The organism is Embleya australiensis (assembly GCF_051903075.1).
Classification (GTDB): domain Bacteria; phylum Actinomycetota; class Actinomycetes; order Streptomycetales; family Streptomycetaceae; genus Embleya.
Map to the genome: position 1 here is coordinate 1,660,429 of NZ_CP182423.1, position 22,231 is coordinate 1,682,659.

The following is a 22,231-nucleotide window of genomic DNA, read 5'->3' on the forward strand; positions in this document are numbered from 1 at the left end:
TTACCACACAGGCTACTTGGCCGGGTGCCACACCCGCGGATGCATCGGGGCCACTGTAGCGCATGTGTCATATATCGAACTATTACGGCATATCGGCTACTCGCTACCCCGTGCCATTTCGACCGGGCGGAGCGCACGCTCGCCGGCCACAGCGCGGGAACCCTTGTGTTCGGCGGGTGGGGCCGGTCGGTGCCTGGCAGGCTGGATCGCCTGTGGACGAGGGGGCACGGGTGGGTGTGGAGCGTGCGGTGGTGGTGGGGATCGGGCGTTTCGAGGCGGACGCCTCGGATGAAGAGGTCGCGGTCGGCGGTTCGGCGTGGGCGGAGTTGCCGTTCGTCGACCAGGTGGTACCGCGGGTGTCGGCGGCGCTGGAGCGTCTGGGGTATGCGACGCGGGTGCACCGCGACGTCGGCTCGGCCGCGTTGCGTGCGGCGGTGGCGGGTGCGATCGGGACCGCGCGGGTGGTGTACGTGGCCTCGCACGGGAAGGCGAGCGGTTCGAATCCGGGGCGGGTGGACGTGGTGCCGGCGGACGCGCTGGTGGGGCACGGGACGAACGCGGCGCAGTGGGTGGACGACGCGCAGGAGTGCGGTGTGGCGACGTTGTTCCTGTTCGATCTGTGCCGGTCGGGTCGGGCGGCGGCGCTTCCGCACCTGGTCCACGGTTCGCACGCGCCGGCCAACGCGTGGGTGATCGCCGCGTCGGGCGGCGGCCGTTCTCGACGGTGACCCGGCGCGTGCGCCGGCGGGTGGAGCGGATGCCGGGGCCGGTGCAGAGCGTGCAGAGCACCGCGATGGTCCTGGCCGAGGACGAACCGGCGTTGCCGTTCTTCCCCAACCCCTTTCACGATCCGGCCGCGGCGAGCGTGGCCGATGTCGATCCGGCGCTGCGCGTCTTCCTCGACCCGGGTGACGCGCGGCACTTCGCCGACAAGGCCGGTACGCAGTTCACCGGCCGGCGCTCCCAGCTGCGCGCGCTCGCGCCGTGGCTGGACGACGTCGACGCGGGCGGTCTGCGGGTGGTGGTGGGCAATCCCGGGGTGGGCAAGTCGGCGCTGCTGGGCGCACTCGCGTGTGCCGCGCACCCCGAGCTGGTCCCGGTCGCGCCGCACGTTCGGGCGCGGTTGGCCCGCGACCCGCAGGGCTGCCCCTCGGTCAATGACCGACTGGCGGCGGTCCACGCCCGCAACCGCACCACCACCGAGGTGTTCACCTCGATCGCGCGCCAACTCGACCCCACCACCGCACCGGACGAACCGCTGGACGCCGCCGGGCTCACGAGCCTGCTCCCCGGCGCGGGCGAGGTACCGGCGGTCGTCGTGGACGCCTTGGACGAAGCGTCGGACCCGGTGGGGTTGTGCGCGGAGCTGGTGCGCCTGGCCGGTACGGTCCGCGCCGACGGCCGCCCGGCGGTCCGCCTGCTGGTGGGCACCCGTCCCTGGCCGCAGTTCGCCACGCTGTTCGACTTTGCGGAGGCGGCGGGCGGCCTGGTGGACCTGGACGACGCCGACCCCGACGAGGTCCGCGCCGACGTCGCGGACCACCTGGCCGGCATCCTCGCGACGACGCCCGGCTACGCCCCGCCTCGGATGCGCGCGATCCGCGAGCGCCTGGCGCGCGCCGTCGCCGATCGCCTCTCCCCGCCCGGCGGGCAGCGGGCGCAGTGGGGGGCGTTCCTGGTGGCCGGGATCTTCACCCGACACCTGGCGCGAATCCCCGCCCCGAACAGCGTCGACGCGGCCGAGCGACTGGGTGCCGGCGCGCCCACGACGCTGCCCGCCGTCCTCGATCTGGACCTGGCCGCACACCCCCACGGCCGCGACATCCGCGCCATCCTCGCGGCCACGGCCCTGGCCCGGGGGGAGGGCATGCCCCTGGAGGTGGCACTGCCGCTCGCCGGCCTGTTCGCCGACCTGGACCCCGAACGCGCACGCATCCTCTTGCCCGACGCCCTGTTCTACCTGCGCGCCACCCCCGACACCGACGGCGCCCTGCTCCACCGCCTCTTCCACCAGGCCTTGGTCGACCACCTCACCGACTCGTCCACCACCCCCACACCCGACGACGTCCTCGACCACCTCCTGGCCACCCACACCACCCACGACGGCCACGTCCGCGACTGGGGAACCGCACCCCCCTACCTCCTGCGCCACGCCCTCGAGCACGCCGACGCCGCCGGCCGCCTCGACGAACTCCTCGCCCACAGCGAGTACCTGGTCCACGGAGACCCGGCCGCCCTCGTCCCCGCCTTCCCCCACGCACACACCGACGACGCCCGAACGGCCCGGGCCGTCTACCGCACCTCCATCGGCCGGCACCGGCACACCGACCCCACCACCCGCCGCCGCATCCTCACCCTGGACGCGGCACGCCACAACGCCGCCCCGCTCGTGGCCGCCTTCACCGACAGGACCCACGCGGGCACGTGGACGGCAATCGCGGCAGCGGGCGGGCACCTGGACCCGGCGTGGCGCGACACCCTCACGGGACACACCGGCTGGGTGAATGCGGTGGCGTATGCGGTCGTGGAGGGGCGCCCCGTCGCGGTGACCGGCTCCGACGACCACACCGTGCGGGTGTGGGACCTGACCAGCGGCCGGCCGCGCGGCGAACCCCTCACCGGACACACCGACGCGGTCATCGCGGTGGCGTGCACGGTGGTGGACGGGCGCCCCGTCGCGGTAACCGGCTCCGACGACCACACCATGCGGGTGTGGGACCTGACCAGCGGCCGGCCGCGCGGCAAGCCCCTCACCGGACACACCGACGCGGTCATCGCGGTCGCGTGCACGGTCGTGGACGGGCGCCCCGTCACGGTGACCGGCTCCGACGACGACACGGTGCGGGTGTGGAACCTGACCAGCGAACAACCATGCGGTAAGTCCCTTACGGGACCCACCGGCTGGGTGCTTGCGGTGGCGTGCACGGTCGTGGACGGGCGCCCCGTCGCCGTGACCGGCTCCGACGACCGCACGGTGCGCGTGTGGGACCTGACCAGCGGCCGACCGCGCGGCGAACCCCTCACCGGACACACCGACGCGGTGATTGCGGTGGCGTGCACGGTGGTGGACGGGCGACCGGTCGCGGTGACCGGCTCCCGGGATCACAGCGTTCGGGTGTGGGACCTGTTCAGCGAACAACCGCGCGGCGAACCCCTGCCCGGACACACCGGCTGGGTGAATGCGGTGGCGTGCACGGTCGTGGACGGGCGACCGGTCGCGGTGACCGGCTCCGACGACCGCACGGTGCGGGTGTGGGATCTGATCAGAAACCGGCCGCGCGGCGAACCCCTCACCGGACACACCGGCTCGGTGATTGCGGTGGCGTGCGCGGTCGTGGAAGGGCAACCGGTCGCGGTGACCGGCTCTTTCGACCTCTCGGTGCCGGTGTGGGACTTGACCAGCGGTCAGCCGCACGGCAAACCCCTCACCGGACACACCGACGCGGTGATTGCGGTCACATGCACGGTCGTGGACGGGCGCCCCGTCGCAGTGACCGGCTCCAGCGACTGCACGGTGCGGGTGTGGGATCTGACCAGCGACCGGCCGCGCGGCGAACCCCTCACCGGACACACCGGCTCGGTCAATGCGGTGGCATGTTCGGTCGTGGACGGGCGCCCCATCGCGGTAACCGGCTCCGAGGACCGCACGGTGCGCGTGTGGGACCTGACCAGCGAACAACCACGCGGCGAACCCCTCACCGGACACACCGGCTCGGTGAATGCGGTGGCATGTTCGGTCGTGGACGGGCGCCCCATCGCGGTAACCGGCTCCGAGGACCGCACGGTGCGCGTGTGGGACCTGACCAGCGGCCGGCCACGCGGCGAACCCCTCACCGGACACACCCACTCGGTGAGAGCTGTGGCGTGCACGGTCGTGGACGGGCGCCCCGTCGCGGTGACCGGTTCCGACGATCGCACGGTGCGGGTGTGGGACCTGGGCTCGAGACGATGCATCGACCGGATCCTCCTGCCCGCTCCCTGCCACGCGCTCGCCGTCGGAGACGGAAATCGGCTGTTCGTCGGATTCGGCGCGGACGTCGCGCTCCTGACACGCGCCTCCTCCCCATCGCCGGCACGGCCGGCCCCCGGGCACGCCGACACCACCACTCAGGAGGATGCGTGATCCAGCCCGTCGTGGGAGTCCACGGCATCGGAAACCTCCGCCGCGGCGAAACCCCCGAGCAAGCCGCCCGAACCCTGGGACGCATCTGGCAGAACCACCTCGCCACCGCCCTGCGCCGCGCCGGAGACGGCGGTCCGCCACCCGAGGTGTCCGTGGCCTACTACGCCGACCTGCTCCGCAAGCCCGGCCGCCAAGGCGCCGGGGACGACCTCGACGACCTGGACCCGGCCGAGGCCGAGTTCGCCCGCCAATGGATGGACGCGTTCGACCTGCCCACCGGCGTCGCCGCGGGCCGGTCCACCATCGAGGTGCGCCAAGCCGCCGAGACCCTCGCGCGTATGCGCGGCCTGGGCGCGCCGGCCACCAGGTGGTTCGTCGCGCTCTTGTGCCGGGAGGTCCCCGCCTACCTCAAGGACCCGCACAGCGCCGCCCGCGCCGCCGCCCGGACCCGCGTCACCGACGCCGTCGAAACCACCGGCGCCCGCGCGGTGATCGCCCACTCCCTCGGCTCCGTCGTCGCCTACGAGGCTCTGTGGGCCCGCCCGGACCTGCCCGTCGACCTTCTCGTCACCCTCGGTTCACCGCTCGCCCTGCCCCACGCGGTCCTGCCCCGCCTACAACCGGCGCTCGTCGACGGCCGAGGCGCCCGCCCGCCCGGTGTCGCCCGTTGGGTCAACCTCGCCGACCCCGGCGACATCGTCGCCATCCCCAAAGGCGGCATCGGCCGCACCTTCACCGGCGTCGACACGGACGAACACACCCTCATCCACACCTTCGACTTCCACCTCGCCAAGAACTACCTCGCCCACCCACGCCTCGGCGAAATCCTCCGCGACACACCCCGACACCCGGGAAGGATGTAGCAGCGCCACGAAGTGCCCACGGCATCAGTCGAGTCCCGCGGGTTCGGGCCCGCCTGTCCGTGGCCTCGCGCCTCGCGCCTCGCGCCTCGCGCGGCATGGTGACCGCGTCGCCTTCGGTGACTTGTACCGCCTCGGGCGCTCGACGGTGCCCGTCCCTGGGCGTCCTGCTGCGCGCCGCAGGCGCTACGCAGCGGCGCGTGGAGTCGTCGACTCGGGGTGGAACTGCTCGACGCGGTCGCGCCTGGTGTAGTCGAGGCGAGCCGCCACTCCCGCCACCCGACCGGCGTGATCGCCTCGACCGAGGTCACCCACGGCCGACGGGCGTGGGCGAACCGCGGGAACGGCCGCTACCACGCGGCGTGGCCGTTGATCGTGTCGAGGCTGTGCCACGGGCCTGACGCGCCCGCCCGCTCGGCGATCCCCGCCGCCAACGCGACCTTCCCCGGTGCCGGGTCGCGTCGCGCCTCGTGGTTCGGGGCGATCAGTCGGCGGGTGGGTGGTCTCGGGCCGGCGTGAGGGTGCGGTGGAGCCAGTGGGTGCGGGTTTCGTGTGCGGCTCGGCTTGTCGCTGCCTGGGGGGCGTGGGTATCGAAGCCGTGGAAGGCACCGGGCCAGACGTGGAGTTCGGCTCGGCCGCCGGCTCGCCAAATGGCGTCGGCGTAGGTGACGGCCTCGTCGCGGAGGGTTTCGGCGGAGCCGACGTCGAGGTAGGCCGGGGGCAGGCGGGACAGGTCGACGGCGCGGGCGGGGGCGGCGTAGGGGGAGACGTCGTGGTCGTGGGCGCGCTCGCCGAGGAGGGCCTGCCAGGCGGTTGCGTTGGAGGTGCGGTCCCAGGGGTCGAGACCGGCCATCTGTCGGGCCGAGACGCTGTCGTTGCGGTCGTCGAGCATCGGGGACAGGAGGAGTTGGCCGATCGGCGCGGGGCCGCCTCGGTCGCGGGTGAGCAGGGCGAGGGCCGCCGCGAGTCCGCCGCCGGCACTCTTGCCGCCGACGACGACGCGGTCCGGGTCGATACGGAGGTCGGCCGCGTGTTCGGCGACGTGGACGAGTCCGGCGTAGCAGTCCTCCACCGGTCCCGGGTGGCGTGTTCCGGGTGCCAGGCGGTATTCGACGGAGACGACGGCCAGTTCGAGTCGGTGGGCCCACGCGCGCAGGAGGCGCGGGAGTACGGACCACGCGTTGCCCGAGACCATGCCGCCGCCGTGCATGTAGTACAGGAGCGGCAGCGGGCGGGCGACCCCGGCGGGGCGGGCGCTCACGAGCGTGACGTCGGGCCCGTCCGGCGGGCCCGGCACGCGTAGTTCGTCCACTTCGAAGCGTCCGCCGTCGCGCAACTGCTCGGGCGTCGGCCTGGGCCGCACGGCCGCGTCCCGGGCCTGCCGCTCCGCGAGGTTCTCCGGCGTCAGCGGCTGCGCCGACGCCCCGCCGCCCGGTTCGGGGTCGAACGGCGGCGCGGCTCCGAAGGTACGCGTGGGGTCCATACGACGCAGTCAACCACCCGCCCGGACGACCGCCGGCGGCTCAGGTCAGTTCTTCCGCGAGCAGGTCCATCAGCAGGCCGTCCTCCCAGTCGCCCGTGCGGTGGTCGCGCCAGTAGCGCCGCATGATTCCGACGGGCTTGAAGCCGACCTTGGTGTAGCAGCCGATCGCGGCCGCGTTGGCCGCCGCCGGGTCGATGGTCAGCCGGTGGTGGCCGCGTTCCTCCAGCAGCCACCGGGCGAGGGTGCGGGCCGTGTCGGAGCCGAGCCCCTTCCCGTGCCGGCTCGTCGTCAGAAACAGGTCGATGCCGGCGTGGCGGTACTCGGGATCGGTCTCCTCGTCGCATTGCACGGCCCCGATGACCTCGCCCTCGAAGACGACCGCCCACATGTCCTCGTAGTCCTCCGGCGGCGCCCACCACGCCGCCACCTCCGGCTCGGCGACGATGCGATCGAGGATCGCCCGATCCGCCTCGACAACCGCCCGCAACACGACCCGATCCCCACGCAGTTCCTCCATGCCCGCATTCTCACACCCGGCGGCGCGCGACCGTGACTCCCGCACGTCGCCCCACGGCCCGACCCCGATGTGCTGTGACCCATGCCACATGCGACTCCTGTCAGCAATCGGGGCGCTGTCCCGCTCAAGCCACCGAGAGCAGGCGAACCGACAGGAGCCGTCCATGAAGCACCGGGCCGTCGTCCTCGGCGCCGGCTACGCCGGGACCTACGCGGCCGGGGTCCTGGCCCGTCGGTTGTCCCCGGCGGACACCGAGATCACCGTGGTCAACGCCGTGCCGGACTTCGTCGAGCGCATGCGGCTGCACCAGCTCGCGGCCGGCCGCAGGATCGAGGCCCCGAGGCTCGTCGACGTCTTCGCGGGCACGGGGATACGGCTGCGCGTGGCCCGGGTCACCGCCGTCGACCCCGAGCGCCGGGTCGTCGCCATGGCCGACGCCGATGGCGGCGACCATGGCGCTCACGGCGACGAACTCGCCTACGACACGCTCGTATACGCACTCGGCAGCCACGGCGACGCCCACGGCGTCCCCGGCGCGGCGGAGCACGCCTTCGACGTCGCCGCCCGCCCCTCGGCGCTGCGCCTGCGCGAGCGCCTGGCCGGCCTGGGCGGGGGCGGGCGGGTACTGGTCGTCGGCGACGGGTTGACCGGCATCGAGACCGCCACCGAGATCGCCGAATCCCGCCCCGGCCTCACGGTGACGCTGATCGCCCGCAGCGAGTTGGGTGCCCGGCTCTCCGCCGGAGCCCGAGGCCGGCTGCGCCGGGCCTGCGACCGACTGGGCATCACGGTCCTGGAGCGCACCGAGGTCGAAACCGTCGAGGCGACACGGGTGTTGTGCGCCGACGGCACCGCCCTGGCCTCCGACGCAACGGTATGGACGGCCGGGTTCGCGGTCGCCCCCATCGCCGCCGCCGGCGGACTGGAGGTCACCGCGAGCGGTCGGATCGTGGTCGATCGCACCATGCGCTCGGTCTCGCACCCGGACGTCCACGCCATCGGCGACAGCGCCCACGCCATCGGCGACAACGGCCGGCCGCTGCCGATGTCCTGTGCCTCGGCCGGCTACACCGCCGGCCAGGCGATCGACACGATCGTCGCCCGCCTGACCGGCCGCGAGGTCACGAACACCAAGCTGGTCTACGCGTACAACCACATCAGCCTCGGGCGGCGGGACGGCATCCTGCAGACGGTCGACGACGAAGGGCGGGCGAAGCCGAAGTACGTGGGCGGCCGAAAGGCGGCGCGGCTCAAGGCGGGCATCATCCGGATGTCGCTGTGGGCCACCATGCATCCGACCTTCGGTCTGCCCAGGCGCCGGCACCGCCTGGCTGTCGTGCCGGACCCGAGCGCCACGCAGGCCGTCGCGTAGCCGACCCTAGGGTGATGCGCATGGACAGCACCGCCACGGATCGGTTCGACACCGATCGGTTCGAGGCCGGCCGCACCCGACTGGCCTCGTTGGCGTACCGGCTGCTCGGCTCCGCCGCCGACGCCGAGGACGCCGTGCAGGACGCGTTCCTGCACTGGCAGGCCGCGGACCGGCGGCGGATCGAGGTGCCGGAAGCGTGGCTGACCAAGGTCGTCACCAACCTGTGCCTGGACCGGCTCCGCTCGGCACGGGCCCGCCGCGAACGCGCCGTAGGTGCCTGGCTGCCCGAACCGCTCCTGGACGGCGACCCGATGCTCGGCCCGGCCGACACCGTCGAGCAGCGCGAATCGGTCTCCCTGGCCGTACTGACCCTGATGGAGCGCCTGTCCCCCGTCGAACGGGCCGTGTACATCCTGCGCGAAGCGTTCTCGTACAGCCATGCCGAAATCGCCGACATCACCGACATCACCGAGTCCGCAAGCCAGCAGCACCTCCACCGGGCCCGGCGCCGCCTCACCGCCGCGCACCGCCCCGCCGGCGAGGTCGACCCCGCGACCGCCCGCAGGATCGTCGAGGAATTCCTCGCCGCCGCCGCGTCGGGCCGCACCGAACACCTGGTGACGCTGCTCACCGACGACGCGACCGCGATCTCCGACGGCGCCGGCCTGGTCGAGAAGTTGGTGCGGTACGACACCCCGCAGCGCATCGCCGCCGTCGCCCGCGCCGGGTTCAATCCCACACCGGCGAAGCGGCGACTCGCCGGAGGCACGCCCACCGTGCACTTCGCACTCGTCAACCGCGCCCCCGCCATGCTCTTCGTCGTCGACGACCGGGTCGTCGGCGCGGTGACGTTCGACCTCACCGGCGGCCGGATCGCGACCGTGCGCGGCATCGCCGCCCCCGTCCGCCTGACCCGCCTCACCGAGGCATGGCGGCGGCACACGCCGGGCACGCCGCTCGTCCCCCGGTGGTGACGGGGCCCGCTGCTCAGGCTGTGCCGGCGCCCGCTGCTCAGGCTGGGGGACGGCGGGGCTTGAGCAGGTCCGTGACGAGGGTGTCGACCAGGGCTCGTGGGATGGTCGAGCCGGTCATCGCGCGGTAGACGATCGGGCCGACGAGGGCGTCCATCGTGGCGTCGGGGGCCAGGACGGGGGCGATCTCGCCGGCGGCGGTGGCGCGGGCGAGCAGGTCCCGCTCGGCGGCGCGACGGGGGTCGAGATAGCGCTCGTGCAGCGAGGCGGCCGTGGCGGAGTGGTGCTGGGCCTCGGCCAGGAGCGCGAGCAGGACCCGGCCCGCCGGATCGCGGGTGACGAAGCGCGCGAAGGCCCGCAGATAACGCCGGATGTCGTCGGCCGTCGGCCGCTCCTCCGTCGGCACCGGGAAACGCTTCTCGCTGTCCTCGACGAGTACATCGAGCAGGATCTCGACCTTCGACGGCCACCAGCGGTAGATCGTCTGCTTGGCGACACCGGCCCGGCGGGCGATGGACTCGATGGTCAGCGCACCGAAGCCGTGCTCGACGAGCAGGTCGTCTGCGGCGTGGAGCACGGCCAGACGCGCGGCCTCGTCGCGCCGATTCCCGGAGTGCGCCCTGGGGGGCGGAGAGCTTGCGGCGGACATGCGGACACCGTACCGGGCGGCGCCGCCGCGATCCAGTCTTGACGCAACGTCTTGTCTAGACACGACGTCGCGTCTAGATTAAAGCCATCGACCCCATGAAGGAGCGAATGTGTCCGGCACCACCACAACCCCGCGCCAGGCCCTCGTCATCGGCGCTTCCCGAGGCTTGGGCCTCGTCCTCGCCGACGAACTGGTTCGCCGCGACTGGCAGGTCACCGCGACCGTGCGCGCGGACGGCGACGAACTGCGCGCGATGGCCCGCCGCTCGGGAGGCAGGCTGACGGTCGAGTCGTTGGAGATGAACAGCGCCGAGGACCTGGCGTCGCTGCGCAAGCACCTGGCGGGCACGCGACTCGATCTGCTCTTCGTCAACGCCGCGATCGACCGGGGCGATCTGCCGATCGATCAGGTCCCGACGGAGATGTTCACCGAGGTGATGATCACCAACGCGTTCAGCCCGCTGCGCGCTCTCGAAGCACTGCGCGAACTCGTCGCGCCGGGCGGGACGGTCGCGGTCATGTCGTCCGACCAGGGCAGCATCTCGCGCAACACCGAGGGCGGCTACGAGCTGTACAAGGCCAGCAAGGCCGCGCTCAACCAGCTGATGCGCAGCTACACGACCCGCCACGCCGACGACAACCACACGAAGCTCCTCATCGACCCGGGCCACAACCGGACGAGGTTGGGCGGCTTCGACGCACCATTGGCCCCCGAGGAGAGCATCCCGGCGGTGGTCGACGTCCTGGAGGCGCAAGCAGGCGCCCCCGGGCTCCAGTTCCTGGACCTGAACGGCGAGGTGGTGCCCTGGTAGATGAGGGGGTCCGCGATACGCGATTCCAAGGCCCCCGACCGGGGCACCTTCCTCTTCCGTGAGGCCACTTGGGCCCCGTTCCTGACCGCCCTCAAGAACACGCGGTCGGCAGCCTAGAGTTCACGCCTACACGCCGCAGATCGGCGACGCCCGTTCAGGGCGGGCTCCCTTCCCGTCGCCACCGCACTTTCGGCAGGGTGTCAGCCGCGGCCGTGCAACACGATCTTCCACACTCGGGTGGCCACCTGGAGGTTGAGCCGGTCCTCGACGTTCGCGAGGTCGTTGCCGCTGATGTCGCGGATGCGCTGGAGGCGGTAACGGAGCGTACTGCGATGGATCACGAGGGACTCGGCGGTCTCGTCGTAGTTGCCGCCGCAGTCGAAGTACCGCGACAGGGTTTCCACCATGGCCGTGTGGTGCAGGGAGTCGTAGTCGATGAGCTGCCCGAGCCACTCGCGCACGAACATCTCCAGTTCCCGGCGATCGTTGCCGGGTCCCAGGATCCGGTACAGGCCCAGCTGGTCGAAGAACGTCGTGCCGTAACGTTCGCGAGAGGCGCGGCGCACCTCCAGGGCGCGCCGCGCCTCCTGGTAGCGGTGGGGGATGTCGTCCGGGGAGTCGCACGGGCCGCTCACACCGATCGCCCCGGACAGTGACCCGGTCTCCCGGGCCAGAGCCTTGTACAACGCGTGGGCGTCAGGCCGGTCCTCGGCGACCAGGACCACGTGGTCGGAGCGCCGGGTCAGCAGCGACCGCATGCCCACGGCGGAGGCCGCCCGGTCCACCGTCTGCGCGAAGGAATCGTCCGCAGCCCGGTTCGACCACTGCGCCACGACGACGTAGTGGCTGCGGCGCAGGTCGTGTCCCACGGCCTCGGATCGGGCGTAGGCGCTCTCCTCGTCCGTCCCTGCCAGGAGATCGTCGACCAGCTCCCGGCGCAGCCTCAGCTCCACTTCGGCCAGGTTGCGCAGGTGCGCCAGCTCCCAGGCCAGTGACGTGGCGGCGTTTTCCAACGCGAGCACGGTGTGTTCGTCGGCCTCGCTCTCCGTATCGACCAGGGCCAGTACGGCCAGGATCTCGCCGTGCGGGCGGACCAGGGTGATCAGCCGGTCCTCTATCCGCACGGGTCCGACCCCCCGGGCAACGGCGTGCAACATCTCGTCCTGGCGCACGCGGTCCGGTTCCGGATAGGGGTCGGGTCGGTCGGGGCCGGTCCAGGACCTCAGCCGACCGAAGCGGTCCTCGACCAGCACGGGGAGTCCGGTGAGTCCGTGCAGTGCACGGGTGACGGCCTCCTCGCCGCCGCCCGAGGCGGCCACATCGGTCATGAGCGCGTGGATGTCCCGCTGGTACCCCAGCTCGGCGACGACGGAGACCAGTTGCTGCCGGAGGGCTGTGCGCTCCTCCTTGAGCCGGTGCAGTTCCACCGCGTCCTCGCGTCGGCGGCGGTGGGCGTGGACGAGCGACAGAGCGGCCGCGGTGTGCCGGACGAGCGTCGCCAGCAGGGATCGCTCGGCCTCGCTGGGCCGGCAGTGGGACGTCACCACCAGGTAGCCGTGGAGACCCTCGGGTCCGCGAAGCCCCAGGGCCCGGCTCCAGGGCCTCCCGGGTACGGTCACAGGGCCGTCTCGCCCGGCCAGCTCCCGCACTGTTCGATCAACGGCCGAGGTATGGATCTGCGCGGTCCTCGGACTGGGGACCAGGTCGCCGTTCACCCTCAGGTATCCGGCTTCGGCGCTGTACGGCCCCGCGGCGGCCGTGTGATCCATGGCCAGGCGCAGGATCTCGCCTCCGTCCCGGGCGTCGAACTGGGCGCGGGAGAGCGCGGTCAGTTCGTGGAGGGCACGGTTGGTCGAGGCGAGGGCAGGTGGGCGGCGCCCTCTCCGGGTGGCCGTGGCGTGCCGCCCGCCGCCGCCCCGGGTAACGCTGCCCTCCCGGTCGGAGCGGCGGCGATACAGGGTGTGCACCCGGCTGTCACCCATGGGATCACTCCGTTCTTCCCGGGCATCGAGAGGGCTGGAGATGTTTCGGGCACCCCTCCCCGGCCCGGGTGTCCGAGACGTTCGGATGCTCCCTCTCATCCTCGTGGGACGACCGGGCCCGTGCATTTCCGGCTCGCCAGGGGCAGGCGTGGCGCCATTCGGCTCGCGACCCTGGGAGGCGTCCGCAACCCACCGGGCGCACCCGCGGGGCGGCCGGCTTTCGGGCGTGTCGGCGCACGCCCCGCGGAGCGGTCGCCGGCGTGGCCGCAGCGCGATGCGGACCGCCCGGCGGAGGTTTCATCCGTACCCGGGCGCATCTGATCCGGAGAGCCGGCGCGGGCCGCCGCGCCGGAAGGGAGAAGTTCCTCATGGCCAAGGCAGTGGGCATCGACCTGGGCACCACCAACTCGGTGATCGCCGTATGGGAGGGCGGCGAGCCGTCCGTCGTACCCAACAGCGAGGGCAATCGCACGACACCGTCCGTGGTGGCCTTCACCGACACCGGCGAACGCCTGGTGGGCCAACTGGCCCGGCGGCAGGCGATCCTCAACCCCAAGGGCACCATCTACTCGGCCAAGCGGTTCATCGGCAGGCACTTCGACGAGATCTCCGACGAGGCCAAAGCGGTGGCGTACGACGTGGTCGAGGGCGACGGCGGGGCGGCGCGCTTCAAGGTACGCGACAAGTTGTACGCGCCTGAGGAGATCAGCGCTCAGGTGTTGCGCAAACTCGCCGACGACGCCTCCAAGCAACTGGGGGAACGGGTCACGGAGGCGGTCATCACGGTGCCCGCCTACTTCAACGACGCCCAGCGCACGGCCACCAAGGACGCCGGGCGCATCGCGGGGCTGGAGGTGCTGCGGATCATCAACGAGCCGACGGCCGCCGCCCTCGCGTACGGCATGGACAACAAGCAGCACGAGACCGTCCTCGTCTTCGACCTGGGCGGCGGCACCTTCGATGTAAGCATCCTCGACGTCGGCGACGGCGTGGTGGAGGTGCGCTCGACCGCCGGCGACAGCCACCTGGGCGGCGACGACTTCGACCGGCGTCTGGTGGATTACCTCGCGGACGACTTCCAGAAGGAGAACGGCATCGACCTGCGCAAGGATCCGCAGGCGCTGCAACGGCTGTTCGAGGCGGCGGAGAAGGCCAAGACGGAGCTCAGTTCGGTGACGCAGACGCAGGTCAGCCTGCCGTTCGTCACCGCGGACGCTTCGGGCCCCAAACACCTCACCGATTCGGTCATGCGGTCCACGTTCGAGCAGATCACCGCCGACCTGGTGGAGCGTTGCCTGGGCCCGGTCCAGCAGGCGATGGCCGACGCCAAGGTCGGTGACAGCGACATCGACGAGGTCATCCTGGTGGGCGGCTCCACGCGTATCCCGGCGGTCCAGGCCCTGGTCCGTCGGCTGACCGGCGGCAAGGAACCCAACATGAGCGTCAACCCCGACGAGGTCGTGGCCCTGGGCGCCGCGATCCAGGCCGGGGTACTCAAGGGCGACGTCAAGGACGTCCTGCTGCTCGACGTCACACCGTTGTCGCTGGGCGTGGAGACGCGCGGCGGAGTGATGACGAAGATCGTCGAGCGGAACACCACGATCCCGGTGCGCCGTACCGAGACGTTCTCCACCGCCGAGGACAACCAGCCTGCCGTCGATGTGGTCGTCCTTCAGGGCGAGCGCGAGCGGGCCGCCGACAACCGGGTGCTCGGCCGGTTCCAGCTCACCGACATCCGGCCGGCGCCGCGGGGCGAACCGCAGGTCGAGGTCACCTTCGACATCGACGCCAACGGCATTCTCAACGTCACGGCCCGCGACCGGGACACCGGCAAGGAACAGGGCATCACCATCACCGAGAGTTCCAACCTGGACCGTGGCGAGGTCGAACGCATGGTCCAGGAGGCCGAGTGCAACCAAAACGAGGACCGGGCACTCCGCGAGGCCGTCGATGCCCGCAACGAACTCGACGCCGTCGCCTACCAGGTCGAAAAGCGCCTCGCCGAACTGGGCGACGGGGCGCCCGCGCACGAGAAGGCGCGCGCCGAGATGCTGGTGTCCGACGCGCGGGCGGCGGTCGAGGAAGAGGCGGGGGTGGAGCGGGTGCGCCCCCTGACCTCCGAACTCCAGCAGGCGCTCGCCGGGTTGGCGGCCCATCAGGGAGCCGGGGCGGCCGTTGGCGGGGCAGGCCCGGACGCCGCCCCGGACGGTCCCACGAGCGACGGTGGCGACGATGTCATCGACGCCGAGTTCGACAAGGAGTGAGGTGCGCCATGCGCAGCCACTCCCAGGAACCGGACCGGGACGCGTCGGATCCGGTCGAACAGGTCCCGGACGGCGCCGTGCGCTCTCCTCGCGGGGATTCGCCGCGATCCGACCCCCCGGAAGCCGCGAACGACGAACCCGGCCCCGACACCACCGACCCCGCGCCCGCCGAGGACCCGATACGGGAACTGGAGGATTGCCGGCGTCGCGCGCTCGCCGACCTCGCCAACCTCCGCAAACGCCACGCCAGGGAACTGGAGCGGGAACGGGCGGCCGAGCGCGCCGGTACGGCGGCAGCCTTCCTACCCGTCCTGGACAACCTCGAACTCGCCCTGACCCACGCCGACGCCGAACCGGGCGCGGTCGTGGAGGGCATCCGCGCCGTACGCGATCAGGCAGTGCACGTCTTCGAACGGCTCGGCTACCCGCGGCGGGCGGAGTCCGGCGTCGCCTTCGACCCGGCCCGGCACGAGGTGGTCGGCGTCGTCCAGGCCCCCGACACCGAACCGGGCACGGTCGTCGACGTGTTGCGCCCGGGCTACGGAGACGGCGAACGGCAGCTCAGGCCCGCGGCCGTGACCGTCGCGAAGCGGGAGTGAGCGGTCATGGCACAGGACTTCTACGAGGTGCTGGGCGTGTCACGGACCGCGAGCCAGGACGAGATCCAGCAGGCTTATCGCAAGCTCGCGCGCAAGCACCACCCCGACGTCAACAAGGACCCGGGGGCGGAGGAACGCTTCAAGGACCTCAACGAGGCCTACAGCGTCCTGTCGGATCCGAAGACCCGAGCCCGCTACGACCGCTTCGGTGCGGATTTCCGCAAGATCCCCGAGGACTTCGACGAACGGGTCGCGGCCGGCGCGGGCGGTGGCTTCCGCGCTCGCGGGACCGCGGGCGCCGGCGGCCCGCGTGGCCGATACACCACCGGCTTCGGCGACGACTTCGCCGGAGAGGGTGTCGACATCGAGGACCTGCTCGGCTCGATCTTCGGGGCGGGCGCCGCCCGCTCCGGCGTACCGGGAGCCGACCAGGAGGCCGAACTGCCCCTCACCGTCGAGGAGGCGTACCGGGGCGGCCGGCGCACCGTCACACTCGCCGGCCCCACCGGGAAGCCGCGGCGGTACGAGGTCGCGGTGCCGTCGGGCGTCACCGACGGGCAGCGCATCCGACTGACGGGCGAGGGCGGCCGGGGCGGTGGCGACGCCCCCGCGGGCGACCTGTACCTGCGGGTGCGTATCCGGCCTCACCCCCGGTTCCGGCTGGACGGCCGCGACGTGCGCGTCCAGGTCCCGGTCGCCCCCTGGGAGGCGGCCCTGGGCGCGACCGTGCCGGTGCCCACCCCCGGTGGCGGCACGGCCAAGGTCACGGTGCCCGCGGGCTCGTCCAGTGGCCGGCGGCTGCGACTGCGCGGCGAGGGCATGCCGAACCCGCACGGCGCCGACGGCGATCTGTACGCCGAACTCCGCGTCATGGTGCCGCCCACCCTCGGCGACCGGGAGCGCGAACTGTTCGAGGAACTCGCCGCCACCTCCTCGTTCGACCCCAGGAGGACACCATGAACGACCAACGTGCGGGAACGGCAGGTGCCGGCCGGGCGGACGTCGGCGACCGTTCGATACCGACGAGTTCCCATGCCACCGCGTCGACGGCCGTCCGGTACGCGCTCGTGCCCGTCCCCAGGCTCTCGCTGCACGCCGTGGCCCGTCGTTCGGGCCTCCACCCCGTGCTGGTTCGCCGGTTCGTCGCCCTCGGCCTGGTCGACGCCGAACGCGACGCCGCGGGGCACCTGGTGTTCGCCCCCGAGGCCCCGGCGGTCCTCGCCCGCATCCAGCGGCTGCGCTCCGGACTCTGCCTCAACTACGCATCCATCGGCCTGGTGCTCGACCTGCTCGACCGCATCAGCCTGCTCGAAGCCGCCCTGCGCGGGCACGGCACGAGGAGTGAACCACCCCCATGGACATGAACCGCCTCACCCAAAAATCCCAGGAAGCCCTCCAGGACGCCCAGACCGCGGCCGTCCGCATGGGCCAGACCGAGGTCGACGGGGAACACCTGCTTCTCGCCCTCCTCGATCAGGAGGACGGCCTGATCCCCAGGTTGCTGCAACAGGCCGGCACCGGGCCGGAAGAGTTGCGCGGGGCCGTACGCGAGGAACTCTCCCGCCGCCCGAAGGTCACCGGCCCCGGCGCGACGCCAGGCCAGGTCTTCGTCACCCAACGCCTCGCCCGCCTGCTCGATGCCGCCGAACAGGAGGCCAAACGCCTCAAGGACGAATACGTCTCCGTGGAGCACCTCCTGCTCGCCCTGGCCCGGGAGGGCCCCTCGACCACCGCCGGGCGACTGCTCGAACAGGCCGGCATCACCGCGGACTCGTTCCTCGGCGCGCTCACCCGGGTGCGGGGCAACCAGCGCGTCACCTCCGCGAACCCCGAAGTGGCCTACGAGGCACTGGAGAAGTACGGCCGCGATCTCGTCGCCGAAGCCACCGACGGCAGGCTCGACCCGGTCATCGGCCGGGACGCCGAGATCCGCCGTGTCACCCAGATCCTCAGCCGCAAATCCAAGAACAACCCCGTCCTCATCGGCGACCCCGGCGTCGGCAAGACCGCCGTCGTCGAGGGACTCGCCCAGCGCATCGTCCGCGGCGACGTGCCCGAAGGACTCCGCGACAAGATCGTGTTCGCCCTCGACATGGGCTCCCTGGTCGCCGGCGCCAAGTACCGCGGCGAGTTCGAGGAACGCCTCAAGGCCGTGCTGTCCGAGGTGAAGGCCGCCCAGGGGCGCATCCTGCTCTTCGTCGACGAACTGCACACCGTCGTGGGAGCGGGCGCCGCCGAAGGGGCCATGGACGCGGGCAACATGCTCAAGCCGATGCTCGCGCGCGGCGAACTGCACATGATCGGCGCGACCACCCTCGACGAGTACCGCAAGCACATCGAGAAGGACGCCGCCCTCGAACGCCGGTTCCAGCAGATCCTGGTCGACGAGCCGAGCGTGGAGGACACCATCTCCATCCTGCGCGGACTACGCGAACGTCTGGAGGTCTTCCACGGCGTGAAGATCCAGGACACCGCACTGGTCTCCGCGGCCACGCTCAGCCGGCGCTACATCACCGACCGGTTCCTCCCCGACAAGGCGATCGACCTCGTCGACGAGGCGTGTGCCCGGCTGCGCACCGAGATCGACTCGATGCCCGCCGAACTCGACGAGATCACCCGCCGCGTCACCCGGCTGGAGATCGAGGAGGCGGCCCTGTCCAAGGAGAGCGATCCCGCCAGCGAAGCCCGCCTGGAGGAGTTGCGCAGGGAACTGGCCGATCTGCGCGGCGATGCCGACGCCAAGCACGCGCAGTGGGAGGCGGAGCGGCAGGCGATCCGGCGCGTGCAGGAACTGCGCCAGGAACTGGAGCGGGTCCGCCACGAGGCGGAGGAGGCCGAACGCGCCTACGACCTCGACCGCGCCGCCGAACTCCGCTACGGCCGCCTCCGGGATCTGGAGCGCCGGCTCTCCGCGGAGGAGGAGCAACTGGCTGCCAAGCAGGGCCGGAACCGGCTGCTGCGCGAGGTCGTCACCGAGGAGGAGATCGCCGAGGTCGTCGCCGCCTGGACCGGCATCCCCGTCGCCCGCCTCCAGGAGGGCGAACGCGAGAAGCTGCTGCGGCTGGACGAGATCCTGCGCGAGCGCGTCATCGGCCAGGACGAGGCGGTCAAGCTCGTCGCCGACGCGGTCATCCGCGCCCGCTCCGGCATCCGCGATCCGCGTCGGCCCATCGGGTCGTTCGTCTTCCTCGGGCCCACCGGTGTCGGGAAGACCGAACTGGCCAAGACCCTCGCCCGGGCTCTGTTCGATTCCGAGGAGAACATGGTCCGCCTCGACATGAGCGAGTACCAGGAACGGCACACCGTCAGCCGGCTGATGGGGGCCCCGCCCGGATACGTCGGCTACGAGGAGGGCGGCCAGCTCACCGAGGCCGTACGCCGCAGGCCGTACTCGGTCGTGCTGTTCGACGAGATCGAGAAGGCGCACACCGATGTCTTCAACACCCTGCTGCAGGTTCTCGACGACGGCCGCATCACCGATGCCCAGGGCCGCACCGTCGACTTCCGCAACACCGTGATCATCATGACGTCCAACATCGGCTCCGAGCACCTCCTCGACGGGGCCACCACCGAAGGCGAGATCAAGCCGGACGCGCGCGCCCTGGTGATGGGCGAGTTGCGCGGGCATTTCCGCCCGGAGTTCCTCAACCGCGTCGACGACATCGTGCTGTTCAAGCCGCTCGGCGAGCAGCAGATCGAGCGCATCGTGGAACTGCAGTTCGACGAGCTGCGACGGCGGCTCGCCGAACGTCGCATCACCGTCGAACTCACCGACACCGCGCGCGAATTGATCGCCCACCAAGGCTACGACCCGGTGTACGGGGCCCGGCCGCTGCGGCGTTACATCTCCCACGAGGTCGAGACGCTGGTCGGGCGCGCCCTGCTGAGCGGAGACGTCCAGGACGGCGCGACGGTACGCGTCGACGCCCGGCACGGAGAGCTGATGGTGAGCTACGAGCAACAGGAGGGAGGAGCCCGGGAGGAGAGAGCGACATGAACACCACCCGGACGACGACGGTGACCTGTCCCAACTGCGGGCGCGACAACCGAATTCCGGTGGCCGCCCGGGGGCGTCCCAAATGCGGCCACTGCAAGCAGTTCCTGCCCTGGATCGTCGACGCAGGCGACGACGACTTCGCCGAGATCGCCGACAACGCCACCCAGCCCGTCCTCGTCGACCTCTGGGCCACCTGGTGCGCCCCCTGCCGCATGGTCAGCCCTGCCCTCGAACAGGTCGCCCGGGACCTCGCCGGACGGATCAAACTCGTCAAGGTCGACGTCGACAAGAACCCGCGGGTCGGCCGCCGCTTCGAGGTGCAGGCGGTGCCGACCCTGCTCGTCCTGGACCAGGGCGGGACGGTCGCCCGGCAGGCCGGCGCGGCACCCGCGCACGTCCTGCGCTCGTGGGTCGAGCAGGCGACAGCCGGCCGGCATCCCAACACCGAAGGAGCCCCTCATGACCACAATCCCCGACCCACACCTGGCGATGGTGCGTCCGGTGACACCGCGTACCCCGCAGGGTTGTGAGGAGTGCCTCGGATTGCACTCCCCGTGGGTGCACCTACGGCTCTGCCTCACTTGTGGGCACGTCGGCTGTTGCGACTCCTCGCCCCTCAAGCACGCCAGGCGGCACGCGGCCGGCGTCGGCCACCCCATCGTGCGATCGTTCCAGCCGGGCGAGGACTGGCGCTGGTGCCATGTCCACGAGGCCCTGACCTGATGGGCACCGACGAGCAGGGCACTGGTGCGGTTCGCGAGACACCGGACCGATACGGGGCGTTCCCGCGCCTGACACCGGAGCAGCTCCGGGACTTGGCCGCGCACGGTGAACGCCGGCAAACGGCCGAGGGCGAGGTCCTGTATCACGAGGGCGAGCCATTCCGGGAGTTCCTCGTGATCCTCGGCGGAACCGTCGAGATCCTCCACGACCGCGGCGGACCCGACGAGCGCACGGTGGCGGTGCACGGACCCGGCAGATTTCTGGGTGAACTCGGGCTGCTGGAAGGCCAGGCGGCGTTCGACACCGCCGTGGTGCGCGAGGCGGGCGAGATCCTGGCCGTACCGGTGGAGCGGCAACGCACCCTGGTCGGCCGCGACCCCGTCCTCGGCGACCTGATCCTCCGCGCCTACCTGTGCCGGAGGTATCTGCTCATCGGGCTGGGCGCGGGCTTTCGGATCCTGGGGTCGTGCTATTCGCCGGACACGGTACGGCTGCGCGAGTTCGCCGCCCGCAACCGGCTGCCCCACCGCTGGGTGGACCTGGAGAAGGACGAGGAGGCGGAGGCACTGCTGCGCCGGTTCGCCATCCGCCCCGAGGAGACCCCGGTGGTCCTCTGGAAGTTCGAGCGGGTGCTGCGCAATCCGACCAACGCCGAACTCGCCCGGCTCATCGGACTGCCCGCCCCCTCGCCGAAGGCCGAGCGATGCGACGTGATGGTGATCGGTGCCGGGCCCGCGGGACTCGCCGCCGCCGTGTACGGCGCCTCCGACGGCCTCACCACGGTCGCCGTCGACGCCGTGGCCGCCGGAGGCCAGGCCGCCACCTCGTCTCGCATCGAGAACTACCTCGGTTTCCCGTCGGGCATTTCCGGCGGCGAGCTCATCGAACGCGCGGTACTCCAGGCCCACAAGTTCGGCGCCCACCTCATGGTGCCGGCCCAGGTCGGCGAGCTCATCCCGCAGGACGACGGGTACACGGTCACCTTCACGGACGGGTCCCAGGTTCGGGCGGGCGCGGTCGTGCTCGCCTCGGGAGTGTCCTATCGCAGGCTCGACGTGCCCGGCATCGACCGCCTGGAGGGCATCAGCGTCCACCACGCCGCGACGATCCACGAGGCGAGTCTGTGCCAGGCGGATCCGGTCGCCGTGGTCGGCGGCGGGAACTCCGCCGGCCAGGCGGCGCTGTTCCTCGCGGACCACGCCTCCCGGGTCCGCCTCCTCGTCCGGGCCGGCGAGCTCGACGCGGCCATGTCGCGATACCTCGTGGACCGTGTCGAACGCCACCCGAAAATCGAGGTGTTGCTCCGCACCGAAGTCCGGGGCATCACCGGGGACGACAAACTGGAGTCCCTGACCGTGGAGAACAAGGCGAGCGGTGAACGCCGGGAGTTGCGAGCCGCGGCGCTGTTCGTCTTCATCGGGGCCCGCCCACGCACGGAATGGCTCAACGGCGTGCCGGCCCTGGACGAGAAGGGCTTCGTCCTCACCGGCGCCGATGCCCAGGCGGCAGCCGACAGGACCCGGTGGGACCCGCTCGGCCGTGGGCCATTGCCCCTCGAGACAACCCTTCCCGGGGTCTTTGCCGCCGGCGACGTCAGGAGCGGCTCGGTCAAACGGGTGACCTCGGCGACCGGCGAGGGCGCCATGGCGATCCACCTCGTGCACGAGCACCGACAGCAGACCGGCAACCTGGGCCGCGTCGCCGGTCCCGAGGAGCATCCGCCGACGGCGGTCCGGCACGTGTCCCGGCGGTGACTCCCTCCTCTACGACGGCGGGGGACGCGCAGGGCGTGCGGTGCGGGCCGGGACGAGGCCGGAGCGGGCGTGTTCGTGGTGGTGAACGGAGATCGCCCGCAGGTGCGGCGGGCCCGGTGCCGGGAA

General features: G+C 71.9%; 18 protein-coding genes and 1 pseudogene. 15 read left to right on the top strand and 4 right to left on the bottom strand.

Annotated elements, in window-relative coordinates; genetic code table 11:
• The first annotated feature begins 230 nt into the window (after positions 1-230).
• From ACMXN5_RS37570 to ACMXN5_RS37580, 3 genes are read left to right on the top strand one after another with little or no spacing between them, the layout of a single operon-like run.
• Positions 231-728 carry a hypothetical protein gene (locus tag ACMXN5_RS37570; protein ID WP_439679376.1) on the top strand — a complete coding sequence of 166 codons (498 nt, stop codon included), beginning with the start codon at positions 231-233 and terminating at the stop codon, positions 726-728.
• Positions 725-4,123, top strand: a complete 3,399-nt coding sequence (locus ACMXN5_RS37575) for a WD40 repeat domain-containing protein (protein ID WP_439679378.1) — start codon at positions 725-727, stop codon at positions 4,121-4,123. Before ACMXN5_RS37570 ends, ACMXN5_RS37575 begins: the two co-directional genes overlap by 4 nt.
• Positions 4,120-4,986 carry a hypothetical protein gene (locus ACMXN5_RS37580; RefSeq protein WP_439679379.1) on the top strand — a complete coding sequence of 289 codons (867 nt, stop codon included), beginning with the start codon at positions 4,120-4,122 and terminating at the stop codon, positions 4,984-4,986. The genes ACMXN5_RS37575 and ACMXN5_RS37580 overlap by 4 nt, the downstream gene beginning before the upstream one ends.
• Positions 4,987-5,467: 481 nt before the next feature.
• Here ACMXN5_RS37580 and ACMXN5_RS37585 read toward each other — a convergent pair whose 3' ends face one another.
• Complete coding sequence (locus ACMXN5_RS37585) at positions 5,468-6,466, bottom strand: alpha/beta hydrolase (protein ID WP_439679380.1); 999 nt, start codon at positions 6,464-6,466, stop codon at positions 5,468-5,470.
• A 40-nt stretch (positions 6,467-6,506) separates the two neighbouring features.
• Positions 6,507-6,983, bottom strand: a complete 477-nt coding sequence (aac(6'), locus tag ACMXN5_RS37590; protein ID WP_439679382.1) for an aminoglycoside 6'-N-acetyltransferase — start codon at positions 6,981-6,983, stop codon at positions 6,507-6,509.
• 163 nt (positions 6,984-7,146) lie between these two features.
• On the opposite strand from aac(6'), the gene ACMXN5_RS37595 reads away from it, so the two are divergent.
• Positions 7,147-8,355, top strand: a complete 1,209-nt coding sequence (locus tag ACMXN5_RS37595; RefSeq protein WP_439679384.1) for an NAD(P)/FAD-dependent oxidoreductase — start codon at positions 7,147-7,149, stop codon at positions 8,353-8,355.
• Between the two features lie 20 nt (positions 8,356-8,375).
• On the top strand, positions 8,376-9,329 hold the full coding sequence (locus ACMXN5_RS37600; RefSeq protein WP_439679386.1) for a sigma-70 family RNA polymerase sigma factor: 954 nt from the start codon (positions 8,376-8,378) through the stop codon (positions 9,327-9,329).
• Positions 9,330-9,366: 37 nt separating this feature from the next.
• On the opposite strand, the gene ACMXN5_RS37605 is transcribed toward ACMXN5_RS37600, so the two are convergent.
• Positions 9,367-9,975 carry a TetR/AcrR family transcriptional regulator gene (locus tag ACMXN5_RS37605; protein ID WP_439679388.1) on the bottom strand — a complete coding sequence of 203 codons (609 nt, stop codon included), beginning with the start codon at positions 9,973-9,975 and terminating at the stop codon, positions 9,367-9,369.
• 109 nt (positions 9,976-10,084) lie between these two features.
• Between ACMXN5_RS37605 and ACMXN5_RS37610 the strand changes: the two genes are divergently transcribed.
• The gene (locus tag ACMXN5_RS37610; RefSeq protein WP_439679390.1) at positions 10,085-10,786 is read left to right on the top strand and encodes an SDR family NAD(P)-dependent oxidoreductase; all 702 of its coding nucleotides are present in this window, start codon (positions 10,085-10,087) and stop codon (positions 10,784-10,786) included.
• Positions 10,787-10,903: a DUF397 domain-containing protein gene (locus ACMXN5_RS37615; protein ID WP_439679391.1), complete on the top strand. Its 117-nt coding sequence runs from the start codon at positions 10,787-10,789 to the stop codon at positions 10,901-10,903.
• A gap of 83 nt (positions 10,904-10,986) precedes the next feature.
• On the opposite strand, the gene ACMXN5_RS37620 is transcribed toward ACMXN5_RS37615, so the two are convergent.
• On the bottom strand, positions 10,987-12,768 hold the full coding sequence (locus tag ACMXN5_RS37620; protein ID WP_439679393.1) for a PucR family transcriptional regulator: 1,782 nt from the start codon (positions 12,766-12,768) through the stop codon (positions 10,987-10,989).
• A gap of 368 nt (positions 12,769-13,136) precedes the next feature.
• Here ACMXN5_RS37620 and dnaK point away from each other — a divergent pair, with 368 nt between their 5' ends.
• The 8 genes and pseudogenes from dnaK (at position 13,137) to ACMXN5_RS37660 (ending at position 22,105) form a co-directional block, all read left to right on the top strand.
• The gene (dnaK, locus tag ACMXN5_RS37625) at positions 13,137-15,032 is read left to right on the top strand and encodes a molecular chaperone DnaK (RefSeq protein ID WP_439679395.1); all 1,896 of its coding nucleotides are present in this window, start codon (positions 13,137-13,139) and stop codon (positions 15,030-15,032) included.
• Between the two features lie 8 nt (positions 15,033-15,040).
• On the top strand, positions 15,041-15,631 hold the full coding sequence (locus ACMXN5_RS37630; protein ID WP_439679397.1) for a nucleotide exchange factor GrpE: 591 nt from the start codon (positions 15,041-15,043) through the stop codon (positions 15,629-15,631).
• A 6-nt stretch (positions 15,632-15,637) separates the two neighbouring features.
• A complete protein-coding gene (locus ACMXN5_RS37635; RefSeq protein ID WP_439679399.1) occupies positions 15,638-16,591 on the top strand; it encodes a DnaJ C-terminal domain-containing protein in 954 nt (317 codons plus the stop codon).
• Positions 16,588-16,995: a chaperone modulator CbpM gene (locus tag ACMXN5_RS37640; RefSeq protein WP_439679401.1), complete on the top strand. Its 408-nt coding sequence runs from the start codon at positions 16,588-16,590 to the stop codon at positions 16,993-16,995. Before ACMXN5_RS37635 ends, ACMXN5_RS37640 begins: the two co-directional genes overlap by 4 nt.
• Positions 16,986-19,628: an ATP-dependent chaperone ClpB gene (gene clpB / locus ACMXN5_RS37645; protein WP_439679403.1), complete on the top strand. Its 2,643-nt coding sequence runs from the start codon at positions 16,986-16,988 to the stop codon at positions 19,626-19,628. Before ACMXN5_RS37640 ends, clpB begins: the two co-directional genes overlap by 10 nt.
• Positions 19,625-20,080, top strand: a pseudogene (gene trxA, locus ACMXN5_RS37650) (thioredoxin); the annotation flags it as partial. The gene clpB and the pseudogene trxA, both read left to right, overlap by 4 nt.
• A gap of 7 nt (positions 20,081-20,087) precedes the next feature.
• Entirely contained in the window at positions 20,088-20,351 is a 264-nt protein-coding gene (locus ACMXN5_RS37655; protein ID WP_439679404.1) for a UBP-type zinc finger domain-containing protein, read from the top strand.
• Complete coding sequence (locus ACMXN5_RS37660; protein ID WP_439679406.1) at positions 20,351-22,105, top strand: FAD-dependent oxidoreductase; 1,755 nt, start codon at positions 20,351-20,353, stop codon at positions 22,103-22,105. The genes ACMXN5_RS37655 and ACMXN5_RS37660 overlap by 1 nt, the downstream gene beginning before the upstream one ends.
• The last annotated feature ends 126 nt before the right edge of the window (positions 22,106-22,231 follow it).

Excerpts from the sequence above, each read along its gene's own strand:
- ACMXN5_RS37600 (WP_439679386.1), top strand. The coding sequence starts at position 8,376 with ATGGACAGCACCGCCACGGATCGGTTCGACACCGATCGGTTCGAGGCC.
- clpB (WP_439679403.1), top strand. The coding sequence starts at position 16,986 with ATGGACATGAACCGCCTCACCCAAAAATCCCAGGAAGCCCTCCAGGAC.
- ACMXN5_RS37660 (WP_439679406.1), top strand. The coding sequence starts at position 20,351 with ATGGGCACCGACGAGCAGGGCACTGGTGCGGTTCGCGAGACACCGGAC.
- dnaK (WP_439679395.1), top strand. The coding sequence starts at position 13,137 with ATGGCCAAGGCAGTGGGCATCGACCTGGGCACCACCAACTCGGTGATC.
- ACMXN5_RS37635 (WP_439679399.1), top strand. The coding sequence starts at position 15,638 with ATGGCACAGGACTTCTACGAGGTGCTGGGCGTGTCACGGACCGCGAGC.
- ACMXN5_RS37605 (WP_439679388.1), bottom strand. The coding sequence starts at position 9,975 with ATGTCCGCCGCAAGCTCTCCGCCCCCCAGGGCGCACTCCGGGAATCGG.
- ACMXN5_RS37585 (WP_439679380.1), bottom strand. The coding sequence starts at position 6,466 with ATGGACCCCACGCGTACCTTCGGAGCCGCGCCGCCGTTCGACCCCGAA.
- ACMXN5_RS37630 (WP_439679397.1), top strand. The coding sequence starts at position 15,041 with ATGCGCAGCCACTCCCAGGAACCGGACCGGGACGCGTCGGATCCGGTC.
- ACMXN5_RS37595 (WP_439679384.1), top strand. The coding sequence starts at position 7,147 with ATGAAGCACCGGGCCGTCGTCCTCGGCGCCGGCTACGCCGGGACCTAC.
- ACMXN5_RS37640 (WP_439679401.1), top strand. The coding sequence starts at position 16,588 with ATGAACGACCAACGTGCGGGAACGGCAGGTGCCGGCCGGGCGGACGTC.
- ACMXN5_RS37615 (WP_439679391.1), top strand. The coding sequence starts at position 10,787 with ATGAGGGGGTCCGCGATACGCGATTCCAAGGCCCCCGACCGGGGCACC.
- ACMXN5_RS37620 (WP_439679393.1), bottom strand. The coding sequence starts at position 12,768 with ATGGGTGACAGCCGGGTGCACACCCTGTATCGCCGCCGCTCCGACCGG.
- ACMXN5_RS37655 (WP_439679404.1), top strand. The coding sequence starts at position 20,088 with ATGACCACAATCCCCGACCCACACCTGGCGATGGTGCGTCCGGTGACA.